The organism is Rhodococcus sp. G6(2025) (assembly GCF_058628105.1).
The window spans coordinates 5,252,238-5,270,343 of record NZ_CP179750.1 but is presented as its reverse complement, the minus strand read 5'-3'; the positions used below and the strand labels follow the sequence as shown (position 1 = coordinate 5,270,343).

Sequence of the window (18,106 nt, the reverse complement as noted above, 5' to 3'; positions counted from 1 at the left end):
CTAGGGGCGCGGCGGGTAGAGGCGCCGCGCCCACCACACGACGACGGCCACCGCGGCGGCGGTGAGGACGGCCGCCTGCAGTGTCTGGGTGACGACGAGGATCGTGACGAAGACCAGCAGCGCGACAGCCAGCGCTTCCAGCTTGTACAGGGGCCACGCGGTGCCGGCGAGATCGACGGTGCGGGCAGGGTTGCTGCGGCGAATCTCGCGGCGCACCCATGCGTCGTGTGTCGTCATCGCAGGTCACCTCACTGGCGCGGGTCGGGGGAGCGGACATCCCCCGCGTGGGATCAGGGTACTCGGAACCCGGAGTTCGGCGCAACGAACAATCGGATGTGGTTCTTCGCATGTGCGCTCGTTCGGTGGAATCGGTGGCGCGTTCTCGCGCATCAGGTGTTGACTGGACGCATGCCACTCACAGGTGAATATGAGCCCAGTACGTCCAAGTGGGCAGCAGATCAGGCCGAGTTGATGGAATCCACCGATGGAGCGAAGGGCACGACGCTGGGCGGCAGGCCCGTCGTCCTGCTGACCACGCGTGGCGCGAAATCCGGCAAGCTCCGCAAGACGCCGTTGATGCGTGTCGAACACGACGGGACGTACGCGATCGTCGCCTCGCTCGGCGGCGCACCCAAGAACCCGGTCTGGTACTACAACGTGAAGGCCGAGCCGCACGTCGAACTCCGCGACGGCTCGACCACACAGGACATGGTGGCCCGTGAGGTGACGGGCGAGGAGAAGACCGCCTGGTGGGACCGCGCCGTCGCCGCGTTCCCGGACTACGCCGAGTATCAGAAGAATACCGATCGGGAGATCCCGGTGTTCGTGCTCGAACCCGCCTGACCCGCGCCCCGCTGTCCTTCGCCGTTCGACCGTCCCCCGACCGGAGGCCCGATGAGAGCGAAAACCGTTGCCGATCAGTTGGTACGTCAACTCCAGGACGCCGGCGTCCAGCGGATCTACGGAATCGTGGGCGACAGCCTCAATCCCGTCGTCGACGCGGTCCGGCGGTCGGGCGGCGCGGCGAAGGGCGGAATCGACTGGATTCACGTGCGTCACGAGGAGGCCGCCGCGTTCGCCGCGGCAGCCGAGGCGCAGGTCACCGGCAAGCTGGCGGTGTGCGCCGGCTCGTGCGGCCCGGGAAACCTGCACCTGATCAACGGCCTCTACGACGCGGACCGCTCGGGGGCGCCGGTACTTGCGATCGCGGCGCAGATCCCGAGCGAGCAGATCGGACTCGGCTTCTTCCAGGAGACCCACCCGGACCGCCTGTTCGTCGAGTGCTCCCGGTACGCGGAGCTGATCGGAAGTCCCGCCCAGGCGCCACGCGTGACGGCGTCCGCCATCGCGCACGCGACCGCGCTGTCCGGTGTCGCGGTCATCACGCTGCCCGGCGACATCGCGGACCGGCCCGCCGAGGGGAAGGCGCCGTCGGTGCCGCGGACCGGCGCACCGGCGATCGTGCCCGACCAGGCCGACGTGCAGGCGCTCGCCGACGCCGTGAACGCGGCGGGAAAGGTCGCGATCTTCGCCGGCGAGGGTGTGCGGGAGGCGCGCGAGGAGTTGCTGAGCCTGGCCGACACGATCGGTGCGCCGATCGGCCACACGCTCCGCGGCAAGGAATGGATTCAGTACGACAACCCCTTCGACGTCGGAATGACGGGGCTGCTGGGGTACGGGGCGGCGCACGACGGGATGCACGGCGCCGACCTCCTGCTGCTCGTCGGAACGGACTTCCCGTACAACCAGTTCCTGCCCGACGGAGTCCGCACCGCGCAGATCGACTGGGCTGCACAACGAATCGGCCGGAGAACGAACGTCGATCTGGCCGTGCACGGCGACGTGGCGAGCACGTTGCGTGCCCTCGCCCCGTTGATCCGGCGGAAGGACGATCGCCGATTCCTCGACGACATGCTCGACAAGCACCGGACGCTGATGAACAAGGTGGTCGGTGCGTACACCAAACCCGCCAAGCAGCGTATCCCGATCCACCCCGAATATGCGGCGTCGATCCTCGACGACCTCGCCGCCGACGACGCGATCTTCACGACCGACACGGGAATGTCGAACGTGTGGACGGCGCGCTACCTGACACCGAACGGGTCGCGGCGGTTCCTGTCCTCGGCCCTGCACGGATCGATGGCGAACGCCCTGCCCCACGCGATCGGCGCCCAGGTGTGCGCGCCGGGCAGGCAGGTGGTGTCCGTGTCGGGCGACGGCGGGCTGTCGATGCTGCTGGGGGAACTGGTGACGGTCGCGATGTACCGGCTCCCGGTCAAGATCGTGGTGTTCAACAATTCCACTCTGGGAATGGTCAAGCTGGAAATGCTGGTGGACGGGCTGCCGGATTTCGGGGTGGACGTGGCACCCGTCGACTACGCGGCGGTGGCGTCGGCCCTGGGCATCTTCGCCCGCCGGATCGAGGATCCGGCCGACATCGAATCGGGCCTGCGGCAGGCGTTCGATCACGACGGACCGGCGCTCGTCGATCTGGTCACCGACCCGCTGGCGTTGTCGCTGCCACCGACCATCACGGGCGGGCAGGTCACCGGTTTCGCGTTGGCGTTGTCGAAGATGGTGATGAACGGGGGTGTCGGCGAGGCCGTGAAGATGGCGAAGTCGAACGTCCGCAATGTTCCGCGACCGTCCCAGTTCGATCCGCGCGGCTGAACCCGACTGGTATCCCATGGCTGGAGAGTGGGAACATATCCGGGTGTCCACATCGCCCGATACCGCAGCCCAGAACATCACCTCGCCCCTGACGGTGGGCGACATCGATGCGGCCATCGAGCGAATTTCCCACGTGATCGACGCGACCCCCTTGCAGCGGAGCGAGCGCCTGTCGTCGCTGACCGGCGCGAACGTCTACCTCAAGCGCGAAGATCTGCAGGTCGTCCGCTCCTACAAGCTGCGCGGCGCCTACAACCTCATGGCCCAGCTCGATGTCGGCGAGCGTGCGGCCGGAGTGGTGACGGCCAGCGCGGGCAACCATGCGCAGGGCGTCGCGTTCGCCTGCCGGACAATGGAAATCACCGGCCGCATCTACGTTCCGTCGAACACCCCCAAGCAGAAGCGGGATCGCATCCGCGCGCACGGCGGCGAGTTCGTCGAGCTGATCCTGACGGGGGAGACGTACGACGCCGCTGCCGCTGCGGCCGCCGCCGACGTGCGGCGGACGGGCGCGACGATGGTTGCGCCGTTCGACGACGCCCGTACCGCGGCCGGTCAGGGCACCATCGCCGCCGAGATCCTCGCGCAGCTCGGTGCGGCCCCCGATACCGTGCTCGTCCCGGTCGGTGGCGGCGGATGCATCGCCGGCATCGCCACGTACCTGCGTGCGCACGCACCCCGCACGGCCATCGTCGGGGTGGAGCCGACGGGGGCGGCGTCGATGACGGCGGCCCTGGTCGCCGGTGGTCCCGTGACGTTGACGGAGATCGACCCGTTCGTCGACGGCGCCTCGGTGAAGCGGGTCGGCGACCTTCCCTACGCCGTGGTGTCCGCCCTGGGCGCCGAGGTGGTGACGCACACGTCACTGGGCCAGTCCGACCGGTCCACCACGATCCGGCTCGATCCCGAGAGCTTCGTGATGGCCAACCTCGACGAGGGCGCACTGTGCACCACGATGCTCGAGCTGTACCAGAACGAGGGCATCATCGCCGAGCCCGCGGGCGCCCTGTCGGTGGCGGCCCTCGGGAACATCACGTTCGAACCGGGGTCCACGGTGGTGTGCCTGATCTCCGGAGGCAACAACGACGTCTCGCGGTACGGCGAGATCCTGGAACGTTCGCTGGTGAATCTCGGCCTGAAGCACTACTTCCTCGTCGACTTCCCGCAGGAGCCGGGCGCGCTGCGCCGCTTCCTGGACGAGGTGCTCGGCCCCGAAGACGACATCACCCTGTTCGAGTACGTGAAGCGCAACAACCGGGAGACCGGCGCCGCCCTGGTGGGTATCGAACTCGGCAAGGCCGAGGGGCTCGGCGAGCTGCTCGAGCGGATGGAGCAGTCCCGGATGCAGGTGGAACGCCTGGAGCCGGGGAGCCCGGCGTACCGCTACCTCACCTGAGCCGCTACTTCTGCAGCAGCCGCGCGACGACCTTCGTGTACAGCTCGGGCTCGGGCATGGGGAGCCCGAGCAGAGCGGCCAGGTAGATGCCGTCGCCGACGAGGCGCACGATCTCGGCCTGCACCGGGTCGTCGATCTCGCTCTGGAGACCTTCGTCCCAGCCGCGCATCACTTCGGTGACGGCCTTCTGGATCTCGTCGTGCTGACCGTCGACGCTCCGTAGCGCGGCGATGGTCGAACGGTAGAGGGCGAGTTCCTCGGTGGTGCTCGCGTCGGGAACCTGCAGATACCACTCGGACAGCGAGGTGCCGCCGGACACGGCGTCGGCGAGCTGGGCGTCCGCCCGCTCGCCGAGCCGGCGCACCATGGCGGCGAGGAGCGCTTCCTTGCTGGGGAAGTGGTAGAGCAGTCCGCCCTTGGACACCCCGGCCTCCGCGGCGACGGATTCGAGGGTCACCTGGGCTATCCCCACGTCGAGCAGCAGCTTCTCGAGGGCGTCGAGTATTCGATCGCGCGTACCGGCAGCCATGGAGAGGGACTGTACCCGGGAAATAACTTTACCGTCCGGACGGTTCACGATAAGGTAACGGAACTGTACCGGCTGGACGGTTCTCGCCGTGCCAGCTCTTGAATCGGAAAGTCGCAGGAAGATAAATGTCTGTCTCCACGGATCGCGGGATCAACGACGCCTACGGCGCGCCAGGTCAGTCCTCCGCATCACGCCGAGACTGGCTCGGATTGGTCGTCCTCGCCTTCGCCGTCCTCCTGATCGCCGTCGACGGCACCGTGCTCGACCTCGCGCTGCCGTTCATCAGCGCCGACCTCGAACCCAGCAGCACGCAGCTGCTGTGGATCATCGACGTCTACTCGTTCGTCCTCGCCGGCCTGCTCATCACGATGGGCACGCTCGGCGACCGGATCGGACGGCGTCGTCTGCTGCTCCTCGGCGCCGCCGGATTCGGCATCGCCTCGCTGATCGCAGCGTGGTCGCCGACACCCGAGATGCTGATCGCGGCCCGCGTGCTGCAGGGAATCTCGGGGGCGACGCTGATGCCCGCGACACTCGGCCTGATCCGCACGATCTTCGTCGACCCGCGCCAGCGGACCCTCGCCATCGGAGTGTGGGGTGCGATGGCCGGTGGCGGTACCGCGGCCGGCCCGCTGATCGGCGGCTGGCTGCTCGAGCACTTCTGGTGGGGCTCGGTGTTCCTGATCAACATCCCCGTGATGCTGGTTCTGATCGCCGTGGGACCGCTCGTGATTCCCGAGTCCAAGGACCCCGCCCCGGGGCGCTTCGACCTTCTCAGCGCCGCGCTGTCGATGACGACGATGCTGCCGCTGGTGTACGCGGTCAAGGAGACCGTGGTGCACGGTGTCGACCCGGTGCTGCTCGCCGTCGGACTCGTCGGCGTCGTGTCCGGTGTGGTGTTCGTGCGCAGGCAGAAGGGGATGAAGGACCCGATGATCGACATCGGCCTGTTCGCCAAGCCGGCGTTCTCGACCGCCGTCCTCACCAACCTGCTGTCCATCTTCGCTCTGGCCGGTGTGCTGTTCTTCGGCTCGCAGTACCTGCAGTTGGTGCTGGGCAACAGCGCGTTCGAATCGGGTGTGCTGATGCTGCCCGGCATGCTGATGAGCGCGGTCACCGCACTCGCGGCGGCCTGGATGGTGCGCCGGTGGGCCACCTCGCACGTGCTCGGCGGCGGTCTCGCGATCGCGGCTGTGGGTGCGGCACTGATGCTCACGCTCGGCGTGGACGGTGCCCCGACGATGTTCGTGATCGGCTTCGGCCTCGCGGGCGCCGGTGTCGGTATCGCACTGACCCTGACCTCCGACCTCGTGGTCAGCGCCGTCGAGCCCGAACGGGCCGGCGCCGCCTCCGCGGTGTCCGAGACGGCATACGAACTCGGTATCGCACTCGGCGTCGCCGTGCTCGGCAGCGTCGTCATGGCGATCTTCCGGAACGGCCTCGACACATCGTTGCTGCCGGCGGAACAGGTCGAGTCCGCCCAGGGCACGCTCGGTGCCGCCGTCGCGGAGGCCCAGCACCTCCCGGAGACGGCCCGGACGGTGTTCCTGGAGTCCGCGCAGTCGGCGTTCGTCGACGGCATGCACGTCGCCGCCGGCGCGACGGCCGTGATCCTGTTCGCGACCGCCATCCTCGTCCTGCGGATGCTGCGCGACCGTCAGGGCGAGCTGTCGAGCACCACGAACGAGTGACCCGGTAGCACCGTCGCCGACGCGGTCTCGTCCTGGGTCGGCGGCTCCCACCACAAGACGGGGGAGCCGCCGACCGGGACGGTGACCGGTTCGGCACCCAGGTTGCACGCGAGACGAAGTGCGCCGCGGTGCACCACGATCCACTGCTCCGCCTCGTCGTAGTCGACGGACAGGTTCTCCAGCCACGGATCCGTCAGGTCGGCGCGCTCCCGCCGTAGGCGCAGCAACGAGCGATAGCAGTCGAGCAGCCGGGCATGCGGTTCGCGGACCAGTTCGTCCCAGTCGAGCTTGGACCGCTCGAACGTCTCCGGGTCCTGTGGGTCGGGGACGTCGTCCGTGCTCCAGCCGTGCTCCGCGAACTCGGCCTTGCGCCCCTCGGCCGTCGCCCTCGCGAGTTCCGGTTCGGGGTGGGAGGTGAAGAACTGGAACGGGGTGCTCGCACCCCACTCCTCACCCATGAACAGCATCGGCGTGAACGGCGAGCACAGCACGAGCGCGGCCTTCACGGCGAGCTGCCCGGAATCGAGATACGTGCCGGGGCGGTCGCCGATCGCCCGGTTGCCGATCTGATCGTGCGTGCACGTGTACGTGACCAGCGAACTGGCCGGGGTCCGGCGGGTGTCCAGCGGCCTGCCGTGGGTGCGACCGCGGAACGTCGAGAACGTGCCCGCGTGGAACCACCCCTGGCGCAGGGTGTCGGCGAGGCAGGCCATCGAACCGAAATCTCCGTAATAGCCCTGCCTCTCGCCCGAGACGGCGGCGTGGATGGCGTGATGCACGTCGTCGTCCCACTGCGCGTCGAGGCCGCAGCCGCCTGCCGAGCGCGACGTGATCAGGCGCGGATCGTTGAGGTCGCTCTCCGCGATGAGCGTCAGCGGCCGCCTCAGGTGCGCGGACAGCCGGCGGGTCTCGATGGCCAGGTCCTCGAGAAGATGGGTGGCGGTGTGGTCGACGAGTGCGTGCACCGCGTCGAGGCGGAGCGCGTCGATGTGGAACTCACGGAACCACCGCAGCGCGTTGTCAATGATGTAGCGGCGGACTTCGCCGCTGTCCGGTCCGTCCAGGTTGATGCTCCGGCCCCACGTGTTGGCGCCCTGCGCGAGGTACGGGCCGTACCGGTCGAGGTAGTTGCCGGACGGTCCGAGGTGGTTGTACACGGCGTCGAGGACGACGCCGAGACCGCGGGCGTGGCACGCGTCGACGAGGGTCTGCAGCCCGTCCGGCCCGCCGTAACCCTCGTGCACCGTGTACCAGAGAACGCCGTCGTATCCCCAGTTGTGGGTCCCGTTGAAACCGTTGACGGGCATCAGTTCCACGAAGTCGACGCCGAGTTCGACGAGGTGGTCGAGCCGGTCGACGGCGGCCGCGAACGTGCCCTCCGGGGAGAACGTGCCGACGTGCAGTTCGTAGACGACGGAGCCGGCGAGCTGCCGCCCGGTCCACCGCGAGTCGGTCCAGAGGCTCTCGTCGAGGGTGTGGAGTTGGGACGCGCTGTGCACTCCATCGGGCTGTCGCGGCGACCGGGGATCGGGAAGTGGGGTGTCGCTGTCGTCGAGGACGAACGCGTACCGCGAATCCGGCGACGCGTCGACGTCGGCTCGCCACCATCCGTCCGGTGACGGGGTCATGTCGTGGCGTCGGCCGTCGACCTCCACAGAAACGGAATCCGGAATCGGGGCCCATACCTCGAATGTGTGCACCCGATCAGCATGCCTCGATGCGGCGGGCCGCGCAGAACAGTCAGCTCTCGGACGTGCCGGAGTCCTCGACCTCCTCGATGATCTCGGCGCCGAGAACGGACAACCGGTGTTCCTCGGCGTCCTGCACGGTGCCGAAGTCCTGCTCCTCGAGCACGTTACGGTCCTTGTCGAGGTATCGATACGTAGCCATGTCCCCACGATGGCACACGGCGGCAGAGATGGCGGCGAGTCGACCCTTTCGCCCCGGTTCCGGAAGTAGCAAGCTGGGGGTACGGACTCGAACGTCGCGAGGAGCAGTCATGCACGTAGCAGTGGGAGACCGGTTGCACGTCCAGGGCAGGGTGGTCGGAGTGCACGAGACGACCGCCGAGGTCGTGGAGGTACACGGAGAGAACGGCGAACCGCCCTATCTCGTCCGGTACGACGACGGCCACGAGGCGCTCGTGTTTCCCGGATCCGATGCCTGGGTGGAACACCCGAAGTCGTAGGTATCGGGCGTTTCGCCTGGTCGATGTGTGGCAAATCGCTGTGCCACATTGGTTGCATGATTGATGTATCGAATTCGTCTATCGTGAGCCCATGCCCGAATCCGCCAAGAGGTCCTACAGCTCGCCGCTTCGTGCGGAATCGGCGCGCCGGACCCGCCTCCTCGTCCGGGACGCCGCGGCCCGGCTGTTCGTCGACCGTGGATACGTCAGCACGACGGTGCGGAACGTGGCCGAGGCCGCCGGGGTGTCGACCCGCACGGTGTTCACCGCGTTCCCCGGCGGCAAGGCGGAACTGTTCCACGAGGCCCTGCACACGGCCATCGACGGTGATACCGCCGCGACCCACACGCCCGCACCCCGGGACGGCGACCCCGTCGAACGGATCCTCGACCAGATGGTCGGATTCAGCACCGACGTCCTGGAGCGCGCCGGAACGCTGATGACGACGTCGATCGAATCCTCGGGAGCGGACGACGACATGCGGCGGTTCGCCGACGAGGGAGCGCGGGCCTCGGCCGAGAATGCGATGACGCTCGCCGAGGGACTCGCCGCGCACGAATTGCTGCGTCCCGAAATCTCCGTCCAGCGGGCCGCCGACGTGCTGTTCACGGTCGTGTCGCCGCAGGTGTACTCGATGCTGCGACGGCAGTGCGGGTGGGATGTCGTCGAGTACCGGAACTGGGTGAAAGCGACGATCCGGGCGAGTTTGCTCCACTGATCCGAGGTGCGTCGGGCCTACGGCAGCAGGATGAACTTGCCCGCCGCGTGCGGCTTCCGAAGATCGGCATGAGCGCGCGCTGCCTCCGTCAGCGCGTACGTGCGCGCCACGCGCACCCGCACGTCGCCGTTGCCCGCGAGGTCGACGAGGAAGACGCGGGCCCGTTTACGCGGCTCCATCCCTTCCGGCCCCAGCGCGCCCACGATCCGGAAACCGGCTTCGGCCGGGCGGGGGCCGGGAACGGTCGTCACCAACCGCGACCGGTCCCGCACCAGGTCCACGGAGACGTCGATCGCCTCGTCACTGCCCGCGGTATCGATCACGGCGTCCACCCCGTCCGGTGCCAGGACGCGGACCCGACCGTCCAGGCCGGCGCCGTAGGACACGGGGGTGGCACCGAGCGAGCGGACGTAGTCGTGGTGCTCGGGGCGCGCGGTACCGATGATCGTGGCACCGCGGGCCCGCCCCAACTGCACGACGAACGAGCCCACGCCGCCGGAAGCTCCGTGCACGAGCAGGAGGTCGCCGGCGCCGACGTTCGCCGTGTCGAGGGTGTCGACCGCGGCGGCACCCACGGCGAGAAGTCCGGCCGCCTCGTTCCACGGCAACGACGCCGGTTTCGGGATCACCGAATCACCGGACACGACAAGTCGATCCGCGTACGACTCGGACACCGGGTACACGATCACCTCGTCGCCCACCGAGATCGGGCCCACCGGCCCCGCCGCGGTGTCACCCACCTCGCCGACGATGCCCGCGGCCTCGCTGCCCAGACCCATGGGCAAGACGTCCGGGTCGGCGCCGAACGCGCCGCTGTAGAGCTTGTAGTCGATCGGGTTGACCCCGATGGCGCGAACCTCGATCACCACCTCGCCGGGGGCGGGATTCACAGCCTCCGCGTCGACGACCGCGAGGACCTCCGGCCCTCCGTACGCCCGGGCAACCACACGTCGCGACATACAAGGCCAGTACCCCTGTGAGTACTTGTCAACCGCGGGCGGTTAACAAGTACTCACAGGGTCAGAAGCGCCACGGGATAGCGGGCGAACAGCGTCGCGGTGTCGATGCGGCCGCCGGTGTACGTCTGGGAGGTGAGCAGGTCGGTCCAGGTGCCGTCCGGGAGGGGCACGGTGGTGTCGCCCCAGCCACGTTGCTCCAGTCCGACGGTGTGGCGGGTGGCCAGTGCCACGACGTCCGGCGCCGACCCTTGCCGTCCGCGAGCGAAGCCGATCAGATGCTCCGCCGCGGTCCCCGACGCGAACACCGGCGTGTAGGTCCCGCCGACGAAGCTGTCCGGACGTTCCCGGCGCAGGCGCAGAGCCGTGCGGACGATGTGCATCTTCGCCGCGCCCGTCGCATCGACGGGAGGAGTGCCGAGCCCCGCGAGCAGGCTCCGTCGTATGTCGTAGTCCACGGGACGGCGATTGTCCGGGTCGACGAGCGAGTCTTCCCACAGCTCGGTTCCCTGGTACACGTCCGGGATCCCGGGTCCGCACAGCTGCAGCAGCTTCTGAGCGAGCGAGTCCGACCAGGCGTGCGGGGCAAGCTGGGTGCACAGCGAGCCGAGCGCCTTGCCGACGGTGCCGTCGATCACCGTGTCCAGCCAACTGTGGAGGTCGCGCTCGAAGTCCTCGTTCACGTCGTGCCACGACGTCCGGGTCCCGGCTTCGCGGACCGCCTTCTCCGCGTACGCGTGGACGCGGTCGCGGAAGTCGGGCACGTCGGCCGCGGCCCGGCCGTCGACCGGCCACACCCCGAACAGGTTCTGCCACAGGAACAGTCCGGTCACGGGATCGGGGCTGGGTGCGATGCGTTCCCACTGATCGACGCATTCGGCCCACAGGTCCGGCACTTGCGACAGGATGCCGATCCGGGCCCGGACGTCCTCCCCGCGCTTGGTGTCGTGCGTCGACAGCGTCGTCATCGCCCGCGGCCACCGGGTGGCTCGCTCGGCTGCGGCCAGGTGGAATTCGGCGGGGGAGACGCCGACGTTCGCCGGATTGCCGCCCACCTCCTGCAACGACACCAGCCGGGCGGTGCGGTAGAACAGGCAGTCCTCCACGGACTTCGCCATCACCGCGCCGCACACCTGCTGGAATCGGGTGGCCGCCTCACCGCCGGCGATCAGGGCGGCGCCGAGGGCAGAGAGTGCGTCGGACCAGTGCGGTTCACGCCGCAAGACGTCGCCGATCACCCGTTTCGCCAGCCCGGCCAGCGGACTGTAGTCGGACCGGTACACGGGCATGGCCGCGACGACGTCCACGACAGCGTCACGCAGGTCCGTATCGCTGCAGTCGGTGCCGGTCTCCGCGCGGATCGCACGGACGAGGCGCCGGACCTCCGGGGCGAGAATGGTTCCGGCGACGTCGCGTTTGATCGCGGTTTCGTGTTCGTGAATCCACGTCGCGTCACCCCGGTCACCCGTGCGGGACGCCGACAGGGCGGTGAGCGCGGGGGCTCCCGACGCGTCGACGAAGACGCCGCCGACTTCGGTCAGCGCGTCGTAGCCGGTGGTGCCCGCGATCGGCAGGTGGTCGTCCAGTGGTTCGGTGTGGCCGAGGATCTTCTCGATCACGAGCCACCGGTCCGCGCCGATCAGCCCGCGCAGCCGGTCGAGATATTCGGCCGGATCGGACAACCCGTCGGGATGGTCGATGCGCACGCCGTCGATCAACTCGTCCGCCACCCAGCTCCGCAGTTCGCGGTGCGAGGCCTCGAACACGCGCGGGTCTTCCTGACGGATACCGGCCAGTTCGCTGACCGCGAAGAATCGCCGGTACCCGATGAGACCGGAGTCCCACGGGACCAGGCGGTACGACTGCGCGTCGTGCACCGCCGTCGGCTCGGCGGCATCGGTGCCGGGGGTGATCGGGAAACGGTGCTCGTAGAACGCGAGCAGAGGTTCGGGTCCCGAGCGGTCGACGGTCAGCGACTCGAGATCGGCGTCCGATCCGAGGACGGGCAGCGCGAGCCGGCCGCCTGCGCCGTTGTCGTCGCTCCAGTCGATGTCGAAGAACTCGGCGTACTCGGAGCGGCGACCGTGCGTGAGAACGTCCCACCACCACGGGTTCTCACGCGGATTCGCGACACCCACATGATTGGGGACGAGGTCGACGACGAGACCCATGCCGCGGCCCCGCACCTCCCGGGACAGCGCGGCCAGCGCCTCCCGCCCGCCGAGCGCGGGGGACACGCGGGTCACGTCGGTGACGTCGTACCCGTGGGTCGATCCGGTGGTGGCCGTCAGGATCGGCGACAGATAGGCGTGGGAGATCCCGAGGTCGTCCAGGTAGTCGGCGACGGCGGCGGCATCCGCCAGGGTGAAGCAGTCACCGCGCAGTTGCAGCCGGTAGGTGGCCGTGATCGACATCGTCGTCCCCGGGCTCAGGCGGTCCGGCGCAGCACGACCAGCGAGCGGGCCTCGACCTGCAGCGGATCCCCGGCCTTGATCACCGCTTCCTTCGCCCCCGTCGGGACGGCGGTGTCGAGCACGACCGCCCACTCGTCGGCGTAATCGGAGTTCGGCGTGGAGAACTCGATCTCCTCGTCGTGCGCGTTGAAACACAACAGGAACGAGTCGCCGACCACCCGCTCGCCGCGGTGGTTGGGTTCGGGGATGCCCTCGCCGTTGAGGAATACGGCCAGGGACTTCCCGAAACCGCTGTCCCAGTCCTCGGGGGTCATCTCCTCGCCGGCCGGGGTGAGCCACGCGATGTCGCGGGTCTGGTCACCGCTGCGGATGGGCGTGCCCTCGAAGAACCGGCGACGACGGAACACCGGATTCTTCATCCGCAAGGCGATCACCCGTTTGGTGAATTCGACCAGGTCGGCGTTGGCGTCCGCCAGCGACCAGTCCATCCAGGACAGTTCGGAGTCCTGGCAGTACACGTTGTTGTTGCCCTGCTGGGTGCGGCCCATCTCGTCGCCGTGCGCCAGCATCGGCGTCCCCTGGCTGAGCAGCAGGGTAGCCAGGATGTTGCGGCTCTGCCGCCCGCGCAGATCGAGGATCTCCGGGTCGTCCGTCGGTCCCTCGACACCGCAGTTCCAGGACCGGTTGTGGCTCTCGCCGTCGTTGTTGCCCTCGCCGTTGGCCTCGTTGTGCTTCTCGTTGTACGACACCAGGTCGTGCAGGGTGAACCCGTCGTGGGCGATGACGAAGTTGATGCTCGCGCCGGGGCGGCGGCCGGTCGCCTCGTAGAGGTCGGAGGAGCCGGTGAGCCGGGACGCGAATTCGCCGAGCGTCGCGGGTTCGCCGCGCCAGTAGTCGCGGACGGTGTCCCGGTACTTGCCGTTCCACTCCGTCCACAGGCCCGGGAAGTTGCCCACCTGGTACCCGCCCTCGCCGATGTCCCACGGTTCGGCGATGAGCTTGACCTGGCTGACGATCGGATCCTGCTGGACGAGGTCGAAGAACGCGGAGAGCCGGTCGACGTCGTGCAGTTCACGGGCGAGCGTGGACGCGAGGTCGAACCGGAATCCGTCGACGTGCATCTCGGTGACCCAGTACCGCAGCGAGTCCATGATCAGTTGCAGCGTGTGCGGGTGCCGGGCGTTGAGACTGTTCCCGGTGCCCGTGTAGTCCATGTAGTGCTCGGCGTCGCCGTCGACGAGCCGGTAGTAGGCGGCGTTGTCGATGCCGCGGAACGAGATGGTCGGACCGAGGTGGTTGCCCTCGGCGGTGTGGTTGTAGACGACGTCGAGGATGACCTCGATGCCCGCCTCGTGGAACGAGCGGACCATCGCCTTGAACTCCGACACCGCGGCGCCCGGCTTCTCCGCCGACGAATACCCGGTGTGCGGGGCGAGGAAGCCGAACGTGTTGTAACCCCAGTAGTTCCGCAGCCCCTTGTCGAGCAGCGTCTGATCGTGCATGAACTGATGCACCGGCATCAGTTCGATCGCGGTGACCCCGAGGTCGACGAGGTGGTCGATGATCACCGGATGCGCGAGGCCCGCATACGTGCCGCGAAGCTCTTCCGGCACACCGGGATGCGTCGCCGTCATGCCCTTGACGTGGGCCTCGTAGATCACGGTGTCGTGGTACGGGTGTTTCGGTGCGCGGTCGGCAGCCCAGTCGAAGAACGGGTTGATCACCACCGTCGTCATCGTGTGGCCGAGCGAGTCGTGTCCGGGCAGTCCGGGCGCCGAGGTCTCCTCGGGTTCCGCCGCGAGCTCGGCCTCCGCCTCGTCCTCGGCCTCGATGTCGTCGTCCGTGTCGACGATCAGCGCGGCGTCCTCCGATTCCTCGGGGGCGGACTCGGCGGGCGCGTCGATGTCGTAGGAGAACAGGGACCGGTCTCCGTCGAATTCGCCGTCGAACGCCTTGCCGTAGGGGTCGAGGAGGAGCTTGCTGGGGTCGCAGCGGTGCCCGGCCGCGGGATCCCAGGGGCCGTGGATCCGGTACCCGTACCGCTGACCGGGAACGACGGTCGGCAGGTACGCGTGCCACACGTAACCGTCGACCTCGTCGAGGCGAATCCGCGTCTCCGTGCCGTCCTTCGCGATCAGGCACAGGTCGACCGCCTCGGCGACCTCGGAGAACAAGGAGAAGTTCGTCCCGGCTCCGTCGTAGGTGGCGCCCAGTGGGTAGGCGCTGCCGGGCCACACGGGAATGGGCGTGGTGCCGGTCGACTCGCTTGCTTCCATATCGAGAACACTAGCCCGCGTCGGCGTTGCTCTCAGCTCGACGAGACCGGGCTATCGGCCCGGGGCGGAGCTCCGTGCCGCAGCAAGCATTCCGGTTGTGATCTTCCGCACTTCGCCGGTGGTGCACACGTACGGCGGCATCGCGTAGATCAGGTTCCGGAACGGCCGCAACCAGACCCCGGCGGCCACCGCGGCGTCGGTGGCGGCACGCATGTCGACGGGTTCGGCGAGTTCGATCACACCGATCGCGCCGAGCACCCGGACCTCCCGGACGCCGGGGAGTTCCCGGGCCGGTGCGAGCCCCGATTCGAGCTCGCGACGCACGGCCTCGACCTCGCCTCGCCAGTCGCGCGACAGCAGGAGTTCGATCGACGCCACCGCGACGGCACAGGCGAGCGGGTTGGCCATGAACGTGGGACCGTGCATCAGCCCGCCGGCCTCCCCGGAGCTGATGGTCTCGGCGACGTCGGTGGAACAAAGCGTCGCCGCGAGGGTCATGTACCCGCCGGTGAGGGCCTTGCCGACGCACATGATGTCGGGGCGGGCGCCGGCGTGGTCCGCGGCGAACAGCTCGCCGGTGCGGCCGAAACCGGTCGCGATCTCGTCGAACACCAGCAGGAGCCCGTGCTCGTCGCAGATCCGCCGCAGCTCCGACAGGTACCGGGGGTCGTGGAAGCGCATGCCACCGGCGCCTTGCACCACCGGTTCGACGATGACGGCCGCCAGTTCGTCGGTGTGCGAGGCCACCAGGCGCTCGAACTCCGCGACGTACCGCGGGTCGAACTCGCGGGGCGGGGGTCCGGCGAAGACCTGCCGTGCCAGGACGTCCGTCCACAGGGAGTGCATGCCGCCGTCCGGGTCGCAGACGCTCATCGGGGCGAACGTGTCGCCGTGATACCCGCCGCGCCAGGTGAGCAGCCGGTGACGCTCCGGCCTGCCGCGACTGCGCCAGTACTGCAGGCACATCTTGACGGCGACCTCGACGGACACCGAACCGGAATCGGCGAGGAACACCTTGTCGAGTCCGTCCGGGGTGATCTCGACGAGCAGCTGGGCGAGCCGCGCGGCCGGTTCGTGGGTGAGCCCGCCGAACATCACGTGACTCATCCGCCCGAGCTGCGCCGTCGCCGCCGCGTCGAGGACGGGATGCCGGTAGCCGTGGACCGCGGCCCACCACGAACTCATGCCGTCGACGAGTTCACGTCCGTCGGCGAGAATGAGGCGGGTCCCGCTCGCCTCGGCCACCACGAGCGGGGTGGTCGAGGCGGGGAAGGCGCCGTACGGATGCCAGAGAAGCGAGGCATCGAGGGACGTGATGTCGTCGACGGACAGGCTCGGGGAGGTCACGGTCTCGACCCTAGCCACCCGAGGAAAACCGGGCCCACCCGGGTTGAACACCGTTCAAGTCGCGTATCGTGCCGGGGGTGAGTACCGACCGCACCTTCACCACCTGGCTCGACGACGTCGAGGACCAGCGGCGCGCCGCGGGACTGCGCCGCGAGTTGCGTCCACGCACGCCCGGCAACGCGCTCATCGATCTGGCGTCCAACGACTACCTCGGTCTCGTACGGCACCCGGAGGTGCTGCACGGCGCGATGACCGCGCTGCGCCGCTGGGGTGCGGGGGCCACCGGCTCGCGTCTGGTCACGGGATCGACCACCGAACACGAACTCCTCGAAACGGAACTCGCCGAGTTCGTCGGCGCCGAGGCCGGGCTGGTGTTCTCCTCCGGGTACACCGCGAATCTCGGTGCCGTCACCGCATTGTCCGGCGCCGGATCGCTGATCGTCTCCGACGCGGGCAGCCACGCGTCACTGGTCGACGCGTGTCGGCTGTCGCGGGCCCGCGTGGCCGTCGCACCGCATTCCGATCTCGACTTCGTCCGCAGCGCACTGGCCACCCGGCCGGAGGAGCGGGCGCTGGTCGTCACCGACTCGGTGTTCAGCGCGGACGGGGATCTCGCACCCCTCGTCGACCTCCACCGGGTGTGCCGCGAGCACGGCGCGTTCCTCGTCGTGGACGAGGCGCACGGTGTCGGAGTCCGCGGCGCAGGGGGCCGCGGACTCGTGCACGAGGTGGGTCTCGCGGGCGAACCCGACATCGTCGTCACGGCCACGCTGTCGAAGTCGCTGGCCAGCCAGGGCGGTGCGGTGCTGGCGTCGGAGAAGGTGCGCGCGCATCTCGTCGACGCCGCGCGCACGTTCATCTTCGATACCGGCCTGGCCCCCGCGGCCGTCGGCGCGGCACGGGCGGCCCTCGCCGTTCTGCGGCGTGAACCCCACCGTGCGGAGTCCGTCCTGGACCGTGCGCGGGATCTCGCCCGGTTCACCGGCGCCGGGACACCCGAGTCCGCCGTCGTCTCCGTGATCCTCGGCGACCCGCAACGCGCCGTCGACGCAGCCGCCGCCTGCCGGGAACGGGGCTTGCACGTCGGCTGCTTCCGGCCCCCGTCGGTGCCCGAAGGCACGTCGCGTCTGCGGCTCACCGCGCGCGCGACGCTCGATGAGGACGAACTGGCGCGGATCGAAGCCGTGCTGACGGACGTCCTGGCGGGAGCGTCGGCGTGAGCATCCTGGTGGTCACCGGCACGTCGACGGGTGTCGGCAAAACGGTGGTCACGGCGGCGCTCGCGGCGGCTGCACGTGAAGCGGGCCTGTCCGTGGCGGTGTGCAAGCCCGCGCAGACCGGCGTCGCCCCGGGAGAGCCGGGCGATCTGGTCGAGGTGACCAGACTGTCCGGTGTGACGGCGGTGGTGGAGCTGGCCCGCTACCCCGAACCACTCGCCCCCGACACCGCGGCCCGGCGCAGCGGCCTGCCGATGCTGCGGTGCGCCGACGTGGTCGAGACGGTCCGCGCGCTCGACGACGGGCACGATCTGGTGCTCGTCGAGGGTGCAGGCGGCCTGCTGGTGCGGCTGGGCGCCGAGGGCTTCACGCTCGTCGATCTCGCGCTCGCCCTCGACGCACCGGCTGTCGTGGTCGCCGCGGCAGGCCTCGGCACGCTCAACCACACCGAGCTCACGATCCGGGCACTGTCGGCGGCCGGTCTCGCCTGCGCCGGAACGGTGATCGGGTCGTGGCCGGACGAGCCCGGGCTCGCCGAGCGGTGCAATCTCGACGACCTGCCCGCCGTAACCGGGGTCGACGTCGTCGGCTCGGTGCCCGCGGGCAGCGGACGCCTGGCCTCTGCGTCGTTCGGTGCGGCCGCATCCACGTGGTTCGACAGCACCTGGCTGAAGTCGACGCTCACGCGGCTCTGAGCTGGGGCG

Annotated in this window: 16 protein-coding genes; 8 read left to right on the top strand and 8 right to left on the bottom strand. The window is 69.2% G+C overall.

Annotated features, from left to right (window positions below; genetic code table 11):
• Positions 1-237 carry a hypothetical protein gene (locus ACLIVD_RS24210; protein ID WP_280782547.1) on the bottom strand — a complete coding sequence of 79 codons (237 nt, stop codon included), beginning with the start codon at positions 235-237 and terminating at the stop codon, positions 1-3.
• 171 nt (positions 238-408) lie between these two features.
• Between ACLIVD_RS24210 and ACLIVD_RS24205 the strand changes: the two genes are divergently transcribed.
• The 3 genes from ACLIVD_RS24205 to ilvA are packed head-to-tail and all read left to right on the top strand — an operon-like array spanning position 409 to position 4,066.
• Positions 409-843, top strand: a complete 435-nt coding sequence (locus ACLIVD_RS24205) for a nitroreductase family deazaflavin-dependent oxidoreductase (RefSeq protein WP_280782546.1) — start codon at positions 409-411, stop codon at positions 841-843.
• Between the two features lie 51 nt (positions 844-894).
• Entirely contained in the window at positions 895-2,670 is a 1,776-nt protein-coding gene (locus tag ACLIVD_RS24200; protein WP_280782545.1) for a pyruvate dehydrogenase, read from the top strand.
• 43 nt (positions 2,671-2,713) lie between these two features.
• Entirely contained in the window at positions 2,714-4,066 is a 1,353-nt protein-coding gene (gene ilvA / locus ACLIVD_RS24195; RefSeq protein ID WP_491930784.1) for a threonine ammonia-lyase IlvA, read from the top strand.
• Between the two features lie 4 nt (positions 4,067-4,070).
• Here ilvA and ACLIVD_RS24190 read toward each other — a convergent pair whose 3' ends face one another.
• Positions 4,071-4,595, bottom strand: a complete 525-nt coding sequence (locus ACLIVD_RS24190) for a TetR/AcrR family transcriptional regulator (protein ID WP_009473713.1) — start codon at positions 4,593-4,595, stop codon at positions 4,071-4,073.
• 125 nt (positions 4,596-4,720) lie between these two features.
• Here ACLIVD_RS24190 and ACLIVD_RS24185 point away from each other — a divergent pair, with 125 nt between their 5' ends.
• Positions 4,721-6,286: an MFS transporter gene (locus ACLIVD_RS24185; RefSeq protein ID WP_491930783.1), complete on the top strand. Its 1,566-nt coding sequence runs from the start codon at positions 4,721-4,723 to the stop codon at positions 6,284-6,286.
• Here ACLIVD_RS24185 and treZ read toward each other — a convergent pair.
• Positions 6,253-7,986, bottom strand: a complete 1,734-nt coding sequence (gene treZ, locus ACLIVD_RS24180; protein ID WP_491930782.1) for a malto-oligosyltrehalose trehalohydrolase — start codon at positions 7,984-7,986, stop codon at positions 6,253-6,255. The genes ACLIVD_RS24185 and treZ overlap by 34 nt on opposite strands.
• A gap of 40 nt (positions 7,987-8,026) precedes the next feature.
• On the bottom strand, positions 8,027-8,176 hold the full coding sequence (locus ACLIVD_RS24175) for a hypothetical protein (RefSeq protein ID WP_198601994.1): 150 nt from the start codon (positions 8,174-8,176) through the stop codon (positions 8,027-8,029).
• Positions 8,177-8,285: 109 nt separating this feature from the next.
• Between ACLIVD_RS24175 and ACLIVD_RS24170 the strand changes: the two genes are divergently transcribed.
• Together ACLIVD_RS24170 and ACLIVD_RS24165 are read left to right on the top strand one after the other, a co-directional pair.
• Positions 8,286-8,474: a DUF1918 domain-containing protein gene (locus ACLIVD_RS24170; protein WP_005247576.1), complete on the top strand. Its 189-nt coding sequence runs from the start codon at positions 8,286-8,288 to the stop codon at positions 8,472-8,474.
• A gap of 91 nt (positions 8,475-8,565) precedes the next feature.
• The gene (locus tag ACLIVD_RS24165) at positions 8,566-9,192 is read left to right on the top strand and encodes a TetR/AcrR family transcriptional regulator (protein ID WP_283352553.1); all 627 of its coding nucleotides are present in this window, start codon (positions 8,566-8,568) and stop codon (positions 9,190-9,192) included.
• Between the two features lie 17 nt (positions 9,193-9,209).
• Here ACLIVD_RS24165 and ACLIVD_RS24160 read toward each other — a convergent pair whose 3' ends face one another.
• From ACLIVD_RS24160 to ACLIVD_RS24145, 4 genes are read right to left on the bottom strand one after another with little or no spacing between them, the layout of a single operon-like run.
• Positions 9,210-10,151, bottom strand: coding sequence for an NADP-dependent oxidoreductase (locus ACLIVD_RS24160; protein ID WP_283352552.1), 942 nt, complete (start codon positions 10,149-10,151; stop codon positions 9,210-9,212).
• A gap of 53 nt (positions 10,152-10,204) precedes the next feature.
• Positions 10,205-12,562: a malto-oligosyltrehalose synthase gene (treY, locus tag ACLIVD_RS24155; RefSeq protein WP_491930781.1), complete on the bottom strand. Its 2,358-nt coding sequence runs from the start codon at positions 12,560-12,562 to the stop codon at positions 10,205-10,207.
• Between the two features lie 14 nt (positions 12,563-12,576).
• Positions 12,577-14,838: a glycogen debranching protein GlgX gene (gene glgX / locus ACLIVD_RS24150; RefSeq protein WP_283352550.1), complete on the bottom strand. Its 2,262-nt coding sequence runs from the start codon at positions 14,836-14,838 to the stop codon at positions 12,577-12,579.
• Between the two features lie 51 nt (positions 14,839-14,889).
• Positions 14,890-16,185: an adenosylmethionine--8-amino-7-oxononanoate transaminase gene (locus ACLIVD_RS24145; RefSeq protein ID WP_491930780.1), complete on the bottom strand. Its 1,296-nt coding sequence runs from the start codon at positions 16,183-16,185 to the stop codon at positions 14,890-14,892.
• Positions 16,186-16,253: 68 nt separating this feature from the next.
• Between ACLIVD_RS24145 and ACLIVD_RS24140 the strand changes: the two genes are divergently transcribed.
• Positions 16,254-17,405, top strand: coding sequence for an 8-amino-7-oxononanoate synthase (locus ACLIVD_RS24140; protein ID WP_491930779.1), 1,152 nt, complete (start codon positions 16,254-16,256; stop codon positions 17,403-17,405).
• Positions 17,402-18,097 (top strand): dethiobiotin synthase, encoded by a 696-nt coding sequence (gene bioD / locus ACLIVD_RS24135; RefSeq protein WP_491930778.1) that lies wholly within the window; start codon positions 17,402-17,404, stop codon positions 18,095-18,097. Before ACLIVD_RS24140 ends, bioD begins: the two co-directional genes overlap by 4 nt.
• The last annotated feature ends 9 nt before the right edge of the window (positions 18,098-18,106 follow it).

Excerpts from the sequence above, each read along its gene's own strand:
- ACLIVD_RS24200 (WP_280782545.1), top strand. The coding sequence starts at position 895 with ATGAGAGCGAAAACCGTTGCCGATCAGTTGGTACGTCAACTCCAGGAC.
- ACLIVD_RS24175 (WP_198601994.1), bottom strand. The coding sequence starts at position 8,176 with ATGGCTACGTATCGATACCTCGACAAGGACCGTAACGTGCTCGAGGAG.
- ACLIVD_RS24185 (WP_491930783.1), top strand. The coding sequence starts at position 4,721 with ATGTCTGTCTCCACGGATCGCGGGATCAACGACGCCTACGGCGCGCCA.
- glgX (WP_283352550.1), bottom strand. The coding sequence starts at position 14,838 with ATGGAAGCAAGCGAGTCGACCGGCACCACGCCCATTCCCGTGTGGCCC.
- ACLIVD_RS24190 (WP_009473713.1), bottom strand. The coding sequence starts at position 4,595 with ATGGCTGCCGGTACGCGCGATCGAATACTCGACGCCCTCGAGAAGCTG.
- ACLIVD_RS24160 (WP_283352552.1), bottom strand. The coding sequence starts at position 10,151 with ATGTCGCGACGTGTGGTTGCCCGGGCGTACGGAGGGCCGGAGGTCCTC.
- treY (WP_491930781.1), bottom strand. The coding sequence starts at position 12,562 with ATGTCGATCACGGCCACCTACCGGCTGCAACTGCGCGGTGACTGCTTC.
- ACLIVD_RS24210 (WP_280782547.1), bottom strand. The coding sequence starts at position 237 with ATGACGACACACGACGCATGGGTGCGCCGCGAGATTCGCCGCAGCAAC.
- ACLIVD_RS24205 (WP_280782546.1), top strand. The coding sequence starts at position 409 with ATGCCACTCACAGGTGAATATGAGCCCAGTACGTCCAAGTGGGCAGCA.
- ACLIVD_RS24170 (WP_005247576.1), top strand. The coding sequence starts at position 8,286 with ATGCACGTAGCAGTGGGAGACCGGTTGCACGTCCAGGGCAGGGTGGTC.
- ACLIVD_RS24165 (WP_283352553.1), top strand. The coding sequence starts at position 8,566 with ATGCCCGAATCCGCCAAGAGGTCCTACAGCTCGCCGCTTCGTGCGGAA.